Source organism: Candidatus Thiodiazotropha endolucinida, from assembly GCF_001715975.1.
Lineage (GTDB): Bacteria > Pseudomonadota > Gammaproteobacteria > Chromatiales > Chromatiaceae > Thiodiazotropha > Thiodiazotropha endolucinida.
This window is the reverse complement of the sequence record NZ_MARB01000001.1, coordinates 236,951-252,322: the sequence shown is the minus strand read 5'-3', so window position 1 is coordinate 252,322 and position 15,372 is coordinate 236,951. Positions and strand designations below refer to the sequence as shown.

The following is a 15,372-nucleotide window of genomic DNA, read 5'->3' as shown; positions in this document are numbered from 1 at the left end:
ATAATATCTGCAATATCAGTAATTCAGCTCGGTATCTTCACAAGGGTACGGCCACGCACATTCCCTGCCAGTATCTCTTCTGCCGCAGCCGGTAAATCGCTGAAGGGAAGCTCCACAGTCATCGCTTCCAGCTGAGCTAGATCCAGATCCCTTGCCAATCTGTTCCATGCCAGTTGGCGCTTTTCAATGGATGCCATCACAGAGTCGATACCATACAGTGTCACGCCCCGTAGAATAAAGGGTGCTACTGAGGTGGGAAGATCCATCGATTCCGCCAATCCGCAGGCAGCAACAGCACCGCCATAATTGATCTGGCTCAGGACATTTGCCAGAGTATTGCCACCCGCCACATCGATTGCCGCTGCCCAACGCTCCTTTGCAAGGGGTTTGACCTTGCCGTTGAATTCACTGCGATCGATAACCTCCTGAGCACCCAAACCGATCAGGTATTCCCTTTGCGACGCTCTTCCGCTCGATCCTGTCACCTGATAACCGAGGCGCGAAAGGAGCGAGACAGCCACACTGCCGACGCCACCGGCCGCGCCGGTAACCAAAATATCTCCGCTATCCGGGGTCAATCCATGCTGTTCCAATGCCAATACGCACAACATGGCGGTATAACCGGCTGTACCTACGGCCATGGCCTGTCGTGGTGTAAATCCGTTCGGCAACGCGACCAGCCAATCGCCTTTCACCCGTGCCATGCCGGCATAACCGCCTGAATGAACCTCTCCCACGCCGAAGCCGTTCAATACAACCTTGTCGCCCTGCTTGAATCCCGGATGTTCTGAGCTGACGACACTACCCGCAAAGTCGATCCCGGGAACCAGGGGAAAACGCCTCACAACCGGCGCCCTGCCGGTCAAGGCAAGGCCATCCTTGTAATTGAGGGTTGAATACTCCACCTTCACAGTGACATCACCATCCATCAACTCATCGAGCGTAATATCTTTCAATTCAGTGATTTGACCATTATCGGTTTTCGAGATCAGGTAGGCGGGAAAGTTTTCAGGCATGACATCCTCTCAAGGTTGTTGTTTATTCAATCACAATTAACTCGTTATAGCCTGTGACTCATGAAAAAAAAAGCGCGGGAAATCCGCGCTTACTCAAAATTGGCGTATAAAACCTTCCCTGGTGACGCCAGAGGGCATGAGTTGCTGAATCAGGGTCTGTCGTCCTTGAACATACGCCAACCACTGATCATGGTACTGATCAGACTCTGGCGTGAGACGATATCCTCCCGGATCGCCACATAGACATGGATAATGACGAAGACGACGATGATCCACATACCCCAGTGGTGCCACAGGCGCACATCCTGGCTCTGACCCACCAAGGGGATCAACCAACCGAACAGCTGGTCCTGCCAACTGCCCAGCCCGGTCTGCTCTGCATAGAGGGAGAAGCCCGTCAGTACCATCGCGATACTGCCCACGGTAATGATCGCGACCATGGTAAGATGGGCCAATGGGTTGTGGCCCTCGTATTTCTTCGGTTCCTTTTCCATGAAGGCATACCAGCGCACCTCGTGTATCAGCTCTTTCCAGAATGATAGGCGGTAGAACGGCAGGCGAAACAACTCCTTTGCGTGTTCATTGCCGACAAATGCCCAGTAGATCCGGCCGATAAAACCCACGGTGAATATATATGCCGCGGCGAAGTGCGCGAAGCGCATGTAGCCCATGAGAAAGTGATCGCTCGCCTCCCCCGGCATGGTGGGCAGAGGATTGGCTATGAAGTAACCCGTTATCGCGAGTACCGTGATTGCCAATGCATTGACCCAGTGCCACAACCTGACCGGGGCTTCATAGACATAAACAGCGGTGCGTTTGATGGTTGTCTGCATTTGCGTGACTCCTGAACGTCAATCAGGGACAGAGTGGCGATGGCTCAACGGCAGGTTAAGCGCGTCAGAATGAGACCGACCACTACAACACCCGATAGAGCCAACAGGTAGCCGTGGTCCACCAGCAGATGGGTCATATCGGCCAGGAAACCCACCGACCCATGCTCACCTACATGAGCCGACAGCGGGCCGCTTATTGTCAGGAAGGATGCACTGACGAATCCAACTACAATCTTTTTCATTTCATATCCTCTGCATACGTATCAAAACTAAAAACTCATATCTCAAAACTTGCGCCATCACCGTACCTTCACCTTCGCCAACTCCCTTCCCTCATCACTCATCACATGGGTGGAACAGGCAAGACAGGGATCGAAACTGTGCAAGGTACGCAGGATCTCCACCGGTTCCTCTGCTCTGGCTACCTTGGTATTCATCAACGAGGCCTCGAAGGCACCGATATTGCCCTCACTGTCGCGTGGTGATCCGTTCCAGGTAGTGGGGACCACACACTGATAGTTGTCGATGCGGGTATCCTTGATGCGGATCCAGTGACCAAGTGCGCCCCGCGGCGCTTCACTGATACCGACCCCCTTGGCCTCCTTGGGCCAGGTGGCGGGATCCCAGTTGTCCACGTTGGCCGTACTTGAGTCGCCCGCCTTGATATTGGCGATCATCTTGTCCATGAAGTAGCGCATCTTATCGCCGGCCCAGTCTGCCTCCAGGGCACGCGCCGCGGTGCGGCCGAGAGTGGAGAAGAGCGCAGTGACCGGTACATCGAGGGTTTTGAGCACGAAATTGATCTGCTCGGTGATCTCCTCGTGGCCCTTGGCGTAACCGATCACGTAACGGGCCAGCGGTCCCACCTCCATGGCGTGACCGCGCCAACGCGGTGCCTTGATCCAGGAGTATTTGGCATTCTCGTCGATCTGCTCGATGTCGGTCTTGGTTCCCTTGGTATTGGGCCCAAGCTGGAAGTTATCCTCGGTGATACCATCCCAGGGATGCAGGCCTTTGACACCGTCCGGATAGTTGTACCAGGAGTGGGGTACGAACTCCTGGATCTCATCCGGATTACGCAGGTCGACCTCATGCACCTCCTTCAGATTACCGTCGATAATGGCGCCGCTGGGCATCAGCAGATTGCCTGGGGAGTAGTCGTTGGCCCGATCGGGAATGTCGCCATAGGCCAGTACGCTGGTGCCTGAGATGCCGCCGCCATAGAGCCATCCCTTATAGAACTGCCCCACCGCCAGGATGTCCGGAATATAGACGTTTTTCACGAATTCACGAGTGCTGTCGATGATCGATGAGATCTGGTTCAGTGACACCATGTTGAGCGCACCCACCGAACCTACACCGTCCACATTGATGGGACAGGGCACGCCCCCCACCAGCCAGTTGGGATGGGGATCCTTACCGCCCAGGATAGTGCGGATCTTCATGATCTCTTTCTGAAAGTCGAGGGCCTCCAGATAGTGGGTTACCGCCATCAGATCGGCCTCCGGCGGCAACAGATAGGCCGGATTGGTCCAGTAGCCGTTTTTGAAGGGCCCCAGCTGACCGCTCTCTATGAATTTCTTCAGGCGATTCTGAATATCGCGAAAATACCCGGGGGACGATTTGGCGTGCTTTGGTGAAACCTTCTGCTGCAGTTCTGAAGTCGCCTTCGGATTTGCCTTCAGGGCATTCACCGGATTGACCCAGTCCAATGCGTGCAGATGGTAGAAGTGGACCAGGTGATCGTGAGCCTGCAGGGTCAACTGCATGATATTACGAATCGAGTTGGCATTTTCCGGAATCTCGATCTTCAGCGCATCCTCGACCGCACGCACGGATGTCAATGCATGGGTACCGGTACAGACGCCACAGATACGCTGTGTAAAGGCCCAGGCATCTCTGGGGTCACGTCCCTTGAGAATCACCTCAAGCCCGCGCCACATGGTGCCGGTGGAAACCGCATTGCGAATGATATTCTCCTCATCCACGTTAACCTCGCAGCGCATATGGCCCTCGATGCGGGTCACCGGATCGACGACGACGCGCTGACCGGAGTCGTCCAGGGTATAACCGTTGGGAGTGGTCTTGGTACTCATTGATCCTGATCTCCTTTCTTCTGCGCATTCTTGATCGCGGTAACGGCTGCGTGGGCGGCGGCCGTGGCGCCGACGATCCCGGCAGCGGCCAGGCCGACCTTATCGGCATTGGCCTCGACCCCGAATTGATGGGTATCGGTTACGTGCTGATAGAAACTACCCTTGTCCCAGAAACCGTCTTCGGAACAACCGATACAGCCATGGCCTGCCTGGATCGGAAAGGAGAGCCCGCCGTTCCAACGAACAGTTGAGCAAGCGTTATAGGTGGTCGGCCCTTTACAACCCATTTTGTAGAGGCAGTATCCCTTCCTGGCGGAGTCGTCATCCCAGGCCTCGACAAACTGTCCCGCATCGAAATGGGGTCGACGATAACATTTGTCGTGGATCCGCTGACTGTAGAACATCTTGGGTCTGCCCTGACGATCCAACTCGGGGAATTTCTCGAAGGTCAGGATGTAGGTCACCACGGCTGTCATGACTTCGGCGATGGGAGGGCAACCGGGCACCTTGATGATCGGCTTATTGGCCAGACCCGGCACCTTATGCACCGGCGTGGCACGAGTCGGATTGGGACGTGCGGCCTGAACGCATCCCCATGAGGCACAGGAACCCCAGGAGATGATCGCCTTGCAGTGTTCGGCGGTCATCTTCAACTGATCGACGAATGGCTTGCCGCCGATGATGCAGTACATGCCATCCTCGTCCAGTGGCGGATTACCCTCCACCGCAAGGATGAAGTTGCCGTCATACTTTTCAATGGTCTCTTCCACAATCGCTTCCGCCTGATGGCCGGCAGCGGCCATGATGGTGTCGTCGTAGTCAAGTGAGATCATCGACAGCACCACGTCTTTCGCCAATGGATGCGCCGAGCGGATGAACGATTCGGAACAGCAGGTACATTCCAGACCATGCAGCCATAACACCGGAATGCGTGGCTTGCTCTCCATCGCCTCGGCGATACGCGGTACCACTGCGGGCCCAAGCCCGAGCGCAGAGGCCGTCAGGCTGCAGAATTTCAGAAAACTACGGCGAGTGATTCCTTGCCGCCGCATCACATCATAAAATGTCTCGGTCATTATCCTCTGCCTCCGAATCAACAAACCAGATATGCAATGTTAAATCTGCAACACTTATGCCATTCATTTTTTTATTTTTATTTCAGTATGTTAGTGAGGCTTACAATATCTGCGCTATCAATCGGATGGAATTGATTCTTTACTTCTGAGGAGATAACTGGAAAGCAGGTTACCAGTAGTTTAGAAAGGTGGGGGGATTGATGGATCTTATACTGATGTGGAGATGCGAATCAGACTATGCATCTTCATTCATCTCGCTGTCGACCTCGATATCATGGTCTGAGATTAAGTCATATTGACGGATCAAGCGGCGCAACCGCGGCCTCGAAATCCCGAGTATTTCGCAAGCTTGGCCCTTGTGCCATCCGGTTGCATCCAGGACGCGTTTTACATGTATCCTCTCGATATCCTCAAGGCTTTGTTCAGTCAGCGGCCTGGCTTCACGGGGATGACCCGAGAATTGTGTGTTGTCCATCCTCAATGGTTCAGGGAGCTGATCCCTGGTCAATGCGTCACCTTGAGACAAGGCGATACTCTTCATCAGGATATTCTCCAGTTCACGTACATTACCGGGCCACTCATAGCGTTCAAATGCCTCCAACACTTCCTTGTTGATATGTGTAACATTTCTATGCAACTCTTTATTGATCCGACCCAGGAGTGTTTGGATCAGATCCATCAGATCTTCTTTACGCTCACGTAGCGGCGGCAGATGAATATTGACAACCTGCAACCGATAGTACAGATCCTCGCGAAAGCTCTTCTCGCTGACCTTTTCAGCCAGGTCGACATTCGTCGCGGTAATCACTCTGGCATTGGTTGTTTGCGATTCCTTGGCGCCCAATGGCGTAAATTCCTTATATTGCAGCACCCGCAGCAGCTTGGCCTGCATGCCAGGTGACAATTCCCCCACCTCATCGAGAAAAATCGTCCCGCCGCGCGCCAATGAGAACTTGCCCTCTTGCCTCACCACGGCACCGGTAAACGCACCTTTTTCATGGCCGAACATATCTGACTCGAGCAATGTTTCCACCAGCGCCGCGCAGTTGACCGCAACGAACGGACCATTGGGATTTTGACTGGACCGGTGGATGGCCCTCGCCACCAACTCCTTGCCGGTCCCCGACTCCCCGGTGATCAACACCGATGCCGGGCTTTTTGCCACCAGACCGATGGTCTTGAATATCTCTTTCATGGCGCGGCTGCGCCCGACCATGCTCAAGGCATCCCCGATATTCTCTGGTGAGGTAGGGATCAGCAGGTTGTCGGTATCCCCCTTTTTGGTCAACAGACGTGCAATGGAGGTATCCAGCTCGTCGATGTCGATCGGTTTGTGGATATAGTCCTCGGCACCTTGCTGCATGGCTTCGATTGTGCTTTCCATATCATGAAATGCCGTAATCATAATTACATGGACACTAGGCAGTAACTTTATAAAGTCCGGTAACCCTTCCAGACCCGATCGTCCCGGCATTCTAATATCCAATATAATCAAGTCAGGATGATATGAGTCTGCAACAGCCAATCCCTCATCGACGCTGCCTGTGATTTCGACACTATGATTCTGACTACGCAAATGAAACTGAAGTGTTCTGCAGCTGGCTTCGTCATCATCGACAATCAGTATCCTGCTCATGTGACTTTCTCCTGTATATTCACGGCGCTTTCATCACTGATCACTTGATGCCTGACAGGTATCACAACGGTGACGCAACTTCCACAAGGGGTATTATCTGTCACTGATATATTGGCCTGGTGCTGATCAAGAATCCGTTTGACAATCGCCAGTCCTAAACCTGTACCCTTTGCCCTGGTAGTAAAGAAAGGTTCGAAAATTTTCTCCCTTTCATGCTTGTCGATACCACAACCGTTATCACAAATCTCTATGCGGATTGCGGTTCCTTCCAAACCAAGTTCGAGCATGACATCGATAACCACCATCGGATCGTTACTGGACTCGGTGGATTGTGCGGCATTGGAAATCAGGTTGGAAAAGACCTGTCTGAGCTTGGTGGCATCTGCATACAGGGTTGGCAAACCCGGATGGTAGTTGATGACCAATTTGATCCTGTTTTCATCGATTCTACGCTGCGAAAGGCTGATCGCCATATCGATGATCTTATCGATCGTCAACCATTCCAGCTTCAGTGCGTCAGGCAGAGAATAGGTGAGCATGTCTGACAGAATCTCTTCCATGTACCTGATCTGCTCAAGAGAAGTGTTGCAAAGTTCCCGGACCTCTGAATCCCTGTTCACATCCAATTGTTTACTTAAAATCTGCAGCGTCATTTTTACCGACGAGAGCGGATTACGCAGATCATGGGCGATCATACTCGCCATCCTGCCCATTGCCGCCAACACTTCAGACCTGGCAAGATCCCTGTGCTGCTTCTCAACTTCCGCTTCAAGCCGCTTCCTTTCCGATATATCTTCTTTAACCGCCAAAAAATGAGTTATCTTACCCTCTGAATTCCTTATGCCGGATATGATGGCTCCTTCCCAGTAGAGCTCACCGTTTTTTCGCCGGTTATGAAATTCGCCGCGCCACTCTCTCCCGTTTATCACTGTATTCCATAGATCCTTATACTCCTCCTGACTTGTTTCTCCCGACTTGAGAATACGTGGATTTTGACCCAAGACCTCTGCCGGCTCATAACCGGACACTTCGGTAAATTTCGGGTTTACATATTCAATCAGGCCCTGGTCATTCGTGATAATAACAACGCTTGGGCTCTGTTCTACCGCCTGGGAGAGTTTTAATATATCGGTTTCCGCTTTTCGCTTATCCGTTATATCCTCACCAATACCGGTAGCACCGATGACATGGTTGTCGGCATCGAAAGAGAGCGTGTTGTTCCAGGTAATTAACCGATGCTCACCATTTTTACATTTGACTTCGCTCTCGTAGCGAAGAGGAAAAATGTCCGGATCGGGCATACGCCGAATGATCCCATCGATTTCCGACACCAACTCATCAGGCACGAATTGCTGCAACCAATTCCTGCCAATGACATCATGCTTATTCCAGCCGGTTATCTTGAGAAAATAATCATTGCAGAATGTCACCTCGCCTTTAAGGTTGAGGGTCACTGCCGCCAGTTCAATATTTTCGAGTGTATAGCGGAAGCGTTGTTCATAATCTCTCTGCGCCATTGCCGCCCTGTGATGTTGTTGTGAATAGGCAAGCAGCCACGCCACTCCCATCACCAATAAAAGCATTGCAAAATAGAGTGCGGAGTGATTCTGGATAAAAAGCGGCAATGTCGCCGACAGTTCCCGGGATGATAGGCGGGAGACTATTTTCCAGTAATACCCAGTCCCCTCATATATCTCTGTAATCTCCTGTACGGACGCGGTATCTCTGATCGTGGTAACGAAAGGGTGAATAGTGGTGTAGGTAAATAGTCCGCTTTCGGTCTGTATTTGGCCCTTATTATTTTCAGTGATTATCCGCCACGCATCGGCATTGTTCTTTTGAAAACGGGCTTCATGGCCGAGCATGAAACCCCACTCATCTTCCTGCCTCGGGCTGCTCAGCCAATAGCCATCGTTGTTTACCAGTTCGATATGGTCGGCGATATTCGCCGCAGCGCGGGTGAAATTCTGAATCAACCGGTCGCCTAAATAGTTCAACAGCACAATCCCGCGCTTCTCCCCATGACTATCGAATACCGGTGTACCGAAGCGGATCACCGGTTTCAGGGGAAATTCGATCTCCCCCTCTTCCATGTTCAGATCAAATGGTGATAGATAGATATAGCCACGATCCAAGGCCAGCCCTTCCTTGAAATAGTAACGGCTGCTTTTATTTTGCAGTTTAGACTCCGGTACAACCCGGCTCTCGCCATTTGAGTAGTTGATACGCACCACTTCCATGCCGGTATTGTCGATGTAGCGAATCTGATCGTAGAACCCTTTATTTTTCGCGAAGATCTTGAACTCTTCGGAGATTTGCTGTTCTCTTGACCAGGGCAATGCTTCAGGCAGTCCCCGACGCTCAATGTGCTCCGCCAGAAACAGCAAGTCACTGACAACATCGGCGATATCCTTCTCGATCATCCGTTTTGCCAGGTCCACATTGAGCAGCTCACGAGACTCGATAGAAGATCGTTCGGTGGTATAGAAGGTGTAGTAATGCATAGCTCCGATAATCATCAACACCAGGCACATGGGTATGAAGATGGCCATGAAGCCCTTCAACAGCCCGAGGCGTGTAACCGGTGGTGGCGGATGCGTTATCGGCATTGTTTATCGATATGCTGTTGCAGTCTCAAGATATAATCATTTTGCTTTTCGTCATTGTGGCGCGGCACAAGAAACATCAACCTGGCAGCGATTATGTAGGGTTTGCGATCACCCTCACCGGCAGGTTCTTTCTCGTTCAAAACCTGCCTAACGCGCCCGATCACATCACCGGGATATTGACAATATCGAGGCATGGTGACGTTCTCGCCATACCACTGCGCCGCCATGGAGATCGAGAACAGAATCAACAGAATGATCAGGATCAATCTGACGGGGTGAAACGGTGCTGCATCTGCCGTCTGTGGAGCCTCATGCCTTGCCATTTGCCGCGTCCGTCATCTCGCCAGAACAAACGACGGCTCCCGGCTGAACAATCGCTCTCCTGTGTTCAGTTTAACAGCTATTTTTTGCGCCAGCCGGTGGCCTTGGTACAGCCGTTCTCTGACAGAGACGCCGTGTTGGTAGTTACCGTTGAGATAGAGACCAGGCAGACTATCCAAGCGATGTTCTATCTTTTCCAGGCGTGCCTGGTATTGACCGTGATAGAGAGGTAACCCCCTGCGGTGACGGTCAACCCTGACGTATTCGGCTGAAGCCGTGATACCGAGCAAAGGCTTTAATTCGGAGAGAACAACCGTTGCCAACTGTTCATCGCTCAGGTCAACCTGCTGCGGGTGACGGACACCACCCAGATAGGTGGTCAACAGCGTTCTGTCAGTTGGCGTTCTTTCCGGAAACAGCCGGCTCATCCAGAGATTGCCATTGAATGCCAAACCGTTCTCGCGAGACACAAGAAAACCGGTGCCGTCCAGCGGGTGTTTGATCCCACTGCTCGGCAGACCGATGTGCAATACCGCCACCGGCGCATACGCTATCTGCGCCAGCAGCCGCCCCAGAACCGTATCTGTCTGCATCAGCAGGTCAGCGCTGATATCGGCCGGGGTGCTCAACACCAAGCGGGGTACCCACTTCTGATACTGTACCCCCGCTTGATCTGCTTTTACCTGCCAACAGTCTCCTTTTCTGATCACGGATTCGACACGCATGCCGCAGCGCAGGGTCACACCGGGTGTTGCCGCCAGTGCCTCGATCAGTGCCGACATACCCCCCGAAAATGAGAACGTATCCGCCTTGTTCGCCCGACGACGTTTCAGCACACGATTGATCATCATGCCCAAGATCAGGCTGCCGTAGCGCCTTTCCAGTGCCTTGAGCCTGGGGAGTACCGACCTGGCCTCGGCCAGATCCGGATCGGAGGCCAGGGTCCCCGAGACAAATGGGTCCATCGCTGTGTCGAGTATTTCCCGACCCAAGCGACGCCTTATGAATGTAGAGACCGACTCATCGTCCCTGCGGCCCCTCGGTATCAGGATTTCAGCCATTAGCCGCAGTTTGGCCGGAAGGCTCCACAGCGGCGAAGCCAGCAGTGCCGGCATCAACATGGGCACTTCGACCAAATCACCCCGGTGCACCAGATACCGCTTCAGTGACTCGTCTCGCAGTCGTTTTCTCCGCATCAGCCCTGTCTGAAGTATCACCTGGTCGACTTCCTTCCTGAAGTTCACCACCAGGCCGGCTGCACGCTCACTGGTATAGCCCGCCTCCCGGGTTGTCCGTATCAAGCCGCCCGGTTGATCGTCCGCCTCCCAGATCTCAACCCCAATCCCTTGTTGCGCCAACCACCAGGCCGTAGAAAGCCCGGATATACCACCGCCGATGATCAGTACGGAGGCGCTGCTCATTTGCGTCTTAACTCCGCCTTCATCTTTTCAAGCAAATCCCTGTCCAACAGACCGAGCCCGCTCCCGTCGGGGGCCTGTTTAGATTCCACATAGCGCTTGATCTCGGCAAAACGTTTTTCAGCCTGAAGATTTTCCTTCAAACGCGGTACGCGCTGTTTAGCGATGGTAAAGGCATCGAAATTCAACTCCTGCATACCAAATCCTTTCATACGGCGCACCGCTTTCATCATTGCCCGGTTGCGAAAGCGGGTCAGATCCTCGGACGTAATTACTGAAAGCCCCTCACGACGGGCACCGAATTCCGCAGCCTTCTTGATACCGCCGCGGACAAACTCAGGCGCCGATTCCACACGCTCGAGCGCCTCTTGCTCCCATTCCACACCCGCAAGCCCTGTCTCTATGATCCTTGCGACATCATCGGCCGAAACAACTATCGCATGGCGGCGCTTGGCCTCCCGTTCGGCAGCAGCTTCCACGCTGGGTTGAACAAACATTTTGACTTGGGGTGGTCGATCAGCCAGATTCCTCGACAACAGCGTTTCAGCGGCGACTTCCCAAGGGAGTTTGCGACCTGGCGTATCCTCTTCCTCCAAGCGCTGCAGGAGTTTGATATTCACTTCCAGACGACCCTCTTCGCGCGCAACATCCTCCGCAACGGCGAAGACCCCTTCGCGCAGAAAACCCGGTAGTGCATCCAGGTAGGCTCTGGCCTCCTGGGTCCAGGCAAAGCCGCTGGTGGAAAACTCCGCGAATGTCTCCGCATGGTCACTGCTGGCGTGGGGGGGACGTTTGGCTGGAAATTTGTCGCCGAAGCGTTTCGCCGCCAAAACAGCCATATGCTCCGTGGTGACAATTTTCTCACCCAGTTCGCTGACATAGGACTCGGCACGTTTGCGTACCATTTTGCGCAGGAACCCCGGCACGTGTGACAGCCGCTGTTCAGCCTCACTGCTCCAGATCACCGAGCTGTCTTGCGATTCCCTCAGGGGTTCGATAACCGGCTCACCGGACGGATAGTGACCACACCAGGGGTCTGCATCCATCAATGTGCCGCCCATGGCAAGCGGCCGCGCCCGACAACCGCCGCACAGCTTTTGGTATTCGCACTTGCCGCACTTACCTTCCAGTTTGGGGTGACGCAGCAGGCCGAAAGTCGGCGTTTGATCCCAAATCTCCCAGAAGCTTCCGATTCGGATCGATCCCTCCTCATCAGGAATATAGGGACAAGCCGTGACCCCGCCCTCCGGTGTGATCCGGCAACAGTGAATACCAGCCAGACATCCACCCCCCTCATAGCCCTGAGCAAGGGTCATGCTGGATTCAGGATTCGACTGGTAGGCCACCCGTTTGAAATGCGGTGCGCAACGGGCACGCACGATCAGATCCTCTGTCTTTTCCTGGGCCTGTACCAGTTGCAACAAAACCTGTTCATATCGGGCCGGCGTGATATCCGACATTGACTCGCCCCGGCCGGTACAGATCAGAAAAAAGACATTCAACACATACGCACCCACGGCCTTGGCAAAGTCGATCATCGAATCGACTTCATGGGCATTCTGTTCCGTCACCGAAAAGTGGACTTGAAACGGAAGGTCATGCTGGCGGCAGAGATCCATGCCGGCAAGGGTTCTTTCCCAGCTGCCCGGACAGCCGCGAAAGTTGTCGTGGCTTTGAGCATCCAGGGAGTCCAGGCTGATCCCCATCCCCAATACGCCCGCCTGCTTCAGTGCCTTGACCCGATCTTCATTGAGCAACACCCCATTGGTACCGACGACCATAGACAGTCCAAGCCCGCTGCCGTGTGCAACCAATAACTCCAGATCCCGACGCAGCAACGGCTCACCACCGGTCAAGACCACCATGGTTTCTGTCGTTCGGGAGGCGATCTCATCGAGTAGTTGCGTGATTTCAACCGTACTCAACTCATCACTTCCACCACCCATGCGGGTATCGGCATCCATGTAACAGTGAGCACAAGCGAGGTTACAGCGGCGGGTCAGATTTACGGCCAGCAGAAACAGGTCGCTGTTGTTCATTGGAACCGACCCGGCTTGGATTCGTCCGTATCCGCTGCTGGGGATGAAGTCTCTGCACTGCCCTGCATCCGACTTCTGGGATCATTTGGGTCAAGGTGGAATACGCCCCGCTGCCGCCACTGCGCCTTAACCGCATCCACTGCTTCCAACCCAACCGAGGACCCACCCTCTCGGTCCACCCAGCCTTCGATCTCACGCACCAGCATGCCACGCACAAAATCGGGAACCTTTTGCAGTCGAAGTGTCGCCTCCTCACTCCAGGGCAGGCTTGTCTCAACAGCTGCCGATCCGTTTTTAATGGTATCCAGCACCTGGGAGAGAAAGCGGTCGTCCACCGTCTCAACACCCTGGTGACGGGCAATCGAATCAGCGGCGCTAACAGTCATATCACGGCAGAATCCGATCGGTACAGACTGTAGTTTCGCCTTGGCTTCGGCTGTCCATGAAGGGGTACCGGATGCTGATGTATTGTCCTTATTGGCCACTGCCATATCGGGTGCGGCGAATGGACAGGCGCCGGTGCGCTGAGCCCCCGTTGGATCGGGCTGCTTGTCACTCTGCATCCCTTGCATGGCCTTGCGGGCCTCAGCCAGCCCGGCTTCAGCTGTCTCGAGACTGATCTCTGAAATTCCCTGACGTTGCGCATACAACTCGATACGCTGTCTGGAACTGTCGCGCATGAATCCCTCAGGCACCCGCATCAGACGCGCCAGCGCTGCGGCATGCCACTGAAAATCAGGCGGGGAGATGCCCTTTTCATCCGGGTTGGATTCGGATGGTTGGGTCGTTACAACAGGCGCCTCCCCTTTTACTGCTATGCCCTCATCAAGAAAGCCTTGAATATGCACCGCTTCAACCTGAAGGCTGTCTGCGGCCCTGGCCTTTTTTTCGGCCCGCATACTGAGATTGCCGCGCAGACTGAGATCATCGATACTCAGCAGTAGTTTTGTCGCCGCCTCGCTCCAGCGTATTGCCGCCTTGGCGTCAGGCTTGTGATTCAGTTCGCCACGGTCATAGGCCCCGACGATCTCCGACATCGCCTGCTCGGCATGTCCCGGCATCAGCTGAGCAGTGGCCTCTTCAACAATCTTTTCGCTGATCACGGTATGTCCCTTCTCCTGGGCATATCTGAGAATCGCCATCCGCGCCATACTCCGAACAAAAGAGGGAACCCGCTGCATACGCTGTTCCGCTTCATGGGTCCAGGATGTCGATACGGAGGCAAGACGATCAACCTGAGGGCTGTACTTACGTTGGCTGAGCAGCACGGCACACTCGACATCGTTAAGCAGATACTCGCTGTTACCGCCGATATCCAGTTCACCATCGGCATGGATGCCCGTCGTCCCCAATATCAGCAGGGATGGCTTCACGCCAGCCAGGTAGCGATTGATGACTTCATGCGGTTTGCCATCCAGCAGCACCGTCTCGATCTCCATGCCATAATCGCCGGCGACAGCCCGGGCGACCGCCAGATGTCCCTGGTAGATTTTCGCCAACCCGGAATCGATGATCTCCTCATGGAGTTTTTCCTGCTCCTTGAACTTGAACACCTTGCCCGCCTCATCCGATAGCACACCGGCGATCCGGTTGAATGCCACATAGTGGTAATAGGGATCGAATGCGGAGACCGCTTTCACTTCGACCCCCCATGCCCTGGCCAGTGAAAGTGATGTCAACAGCCCGCCATATGACTTGGCAGATCCATCGATACCCACCACGATCGGCCCCTGTTCAAGCGATTGTGTGGGATTCTTGATAACCAGCGTATCGATGCGTGATCGGCGGGTGACACGCTGACAGACGGTACCCAGACGACTCCCTTTAACGGCCCCCAGCCCCAGGGCGCCCATTACCAGGAGATCATATTCGCCGCTGTTGGCCTCATTCGTCAGTTCGCGGTAGTTCTTTCCCTCCAGGGAGCGTCGCGCAACAGGGATGGCCTCATCTTCAACAGCCTGATCAACCTGATCCAGATAGGAGTCGGTAATGATCGAGAGTCCGCGGGTGATCAGATCGTCATGCACATCCCTTTGTCGTTCCAGCTCTTGCTCTGCGCGAAACTGTTCCGGCAACCCCCCCTCCATCTGACGAAAGCGCAGGTCGTGCAGCTTGGCTGCATAGACATGGGCGGCGGTAAGCCTGCTGTTGAATGCATCAACCAGTTTCACGGCTTCGAGGATGCCGCGGTTGGAGTGGTCGGAAGAGTCCACTGCCAATAAAATCGATTCATAACCGGGCAATGAATCAGACGCCTGTTTCTCCGAACGAACCTGTGCACTCATGATCGATGCCTCTCTCGATCTGTTGGGAGCGGAACTCAGACTA

11 protein-coding genes are annotated in these 15,372 nt (G+C 54.0%); all 11 read right to left on the bottom strand.

The features are described 5' to 3' along the window. Nucleotides 1-23: 23 nt before the first annotated feature. A complete protein-coding gene (acuI, locus tag CODIS_RS01105; RefSeq protein WP_069120701.1) occupies nucleotides 24-1,016 on the bottom strand; it encodes an acrylyl-CoA reductase (NADPH) in 993 nt (330 codons plus the stop codon). 149 nt (nucleotides 1,017-1,165) lie between these two features. Further along, the gene (gene cybH / locus CODIS_RS01100) at nucleotides 1,166-1,849 is read right to left on the bottom strand and encodes a Ni/Fe-hydrogenase, b-type cytochrome subunit (protein ID WP_069120696.1); all 684 of its coding nucleotides are present in this window, start codon (nucleotides 1,847-1,849) and stop codon (nucleotides 1,166-1,168) included. A 44-nt stretch (nucleotides 1,850-1,893) separates the two neighbouring features. Next, the gene (locus tag CODIS_RS01095; protein ID WP_069120693.1) at nucleotides 1,894-2,091 is read right to left on the bottom strand and encodes a hypothetical protein; all 198 of its coding nucleotides are present in this window, start codon (nucleotides 2,089-2,091) and stop codon (nucleotides 1,894-1,896) included. Nucleotides 2,092-2,148: 57 nt separating this feature from the next. Then, the gene (locus tag CODIS_RS01090; protein WP_069120690.1) at nucleotides 2,149-3,945 is read right to left on the bottom strand and encodes a nickel-dependent hydrogenase large subunit; all 1,797 of its coding nucleotides are present in this window, start codon (nucleotides 3,943-3,945) and stop codon (nucleotides 2,149-2,151) included. Beyond that, nucleotides 3,942-5,021: a hydrogenase small subunit gene (locus CODIS_RS01085; protein WP_069120686.1), complete on the bottom strand. Its 1,080-nt coding sequence runs from the start codon at nucleotides 5,019-5,021 to the stop codon at nucleotides 3,942-3,944. The genes CODIS_RS01090 and CODIS_RS01085 overlap by 4 nt, the downstream gene beginning before the upstream one ends. Nucleotides 5,022-5,256: 235 nt before the next feature. Continuing rightward, entirely contained in the window at nucleotides 5,257-6,657 is a 1,401-nt protein-coding gene (locus CODIS_RS01080; RefSeq protein ID WP_069120682.1) for a sigma-54-dependent transcriptional regulator, read from the bottom strand. Then, nucleotides 6,654-9,266, bottom strand: a complete 2,613-nt coding sequence (locus CODIS_RS01075; RefSeq protein ID WP_069120679.1) for a PAS domain S-box protein — start codon at nucleotides 9,264-9,266, stop codon at nucleotides 6,654-6,656. The genes CODIS_RS01080 and CODIS_RS01075 overlap by 4 nt, the downstream gene beginning before the upstream one ends. Then, a complete protein-coding gene (locus CODIS_RS01070; protein ID WP_069120676.1) occupies nucleotides 9,257-9,589 on the bottom strand; it encodes a hypothetical protein in 333 nt (110 codons plus the stop codon). The genes CODIS_RS01075 and CODIS_RS01070 overlap by 10 nt, the downstream gene beginning before the upstream one ends. 12 nt (nucleotides 9,590-9,601) lie before the next feature. After that, nucleotides 9,602-11,008 carry a protoporphyrinogen oxidase gene (gene hemG, locus CODIS_RS01065; protein WP_069120672.1) on the bottom strand — a complete coding sequence of 469 codons (1,407 nt, stop codon included), beginning with the start codon at nucleotides 11,006-11,008 and terminating at the stop codon, nucleotides 9,602-9,604. Then, the gene (locus CODIS_RS01060) at nucleotides 11,005-13,044 is read right to left on the bottom strand and encodes a radical SAM/SPASM domain-containing protein (protein ID WP_069120669.1); all 2,040 of its coding nucleotides are present in this window, start codon (nucleotides 13,042-13,044) and stop codon (nucleotides 11,005-11,007) included. The genes hemG and CODIS_RS01060 overlap by 4 nt, the downstream gene beginning before the upstream one ends. After that, entirely contained in the window at nucleotides 13,041-15,329 is a 2,289-nt protein-coding gene (locus CODIS_RS01055; RefSeq protein ID WP_083220472.1) for a universal stress protein, read from the bottom strand. Before CODIS_RS01055 ends, CODIS_RS01060 begins: the two co-directional genes overlap by 4 nt. Between the last annotated feature and the right edge of the window lie 43 nt (nucleotides 15,330-15,372).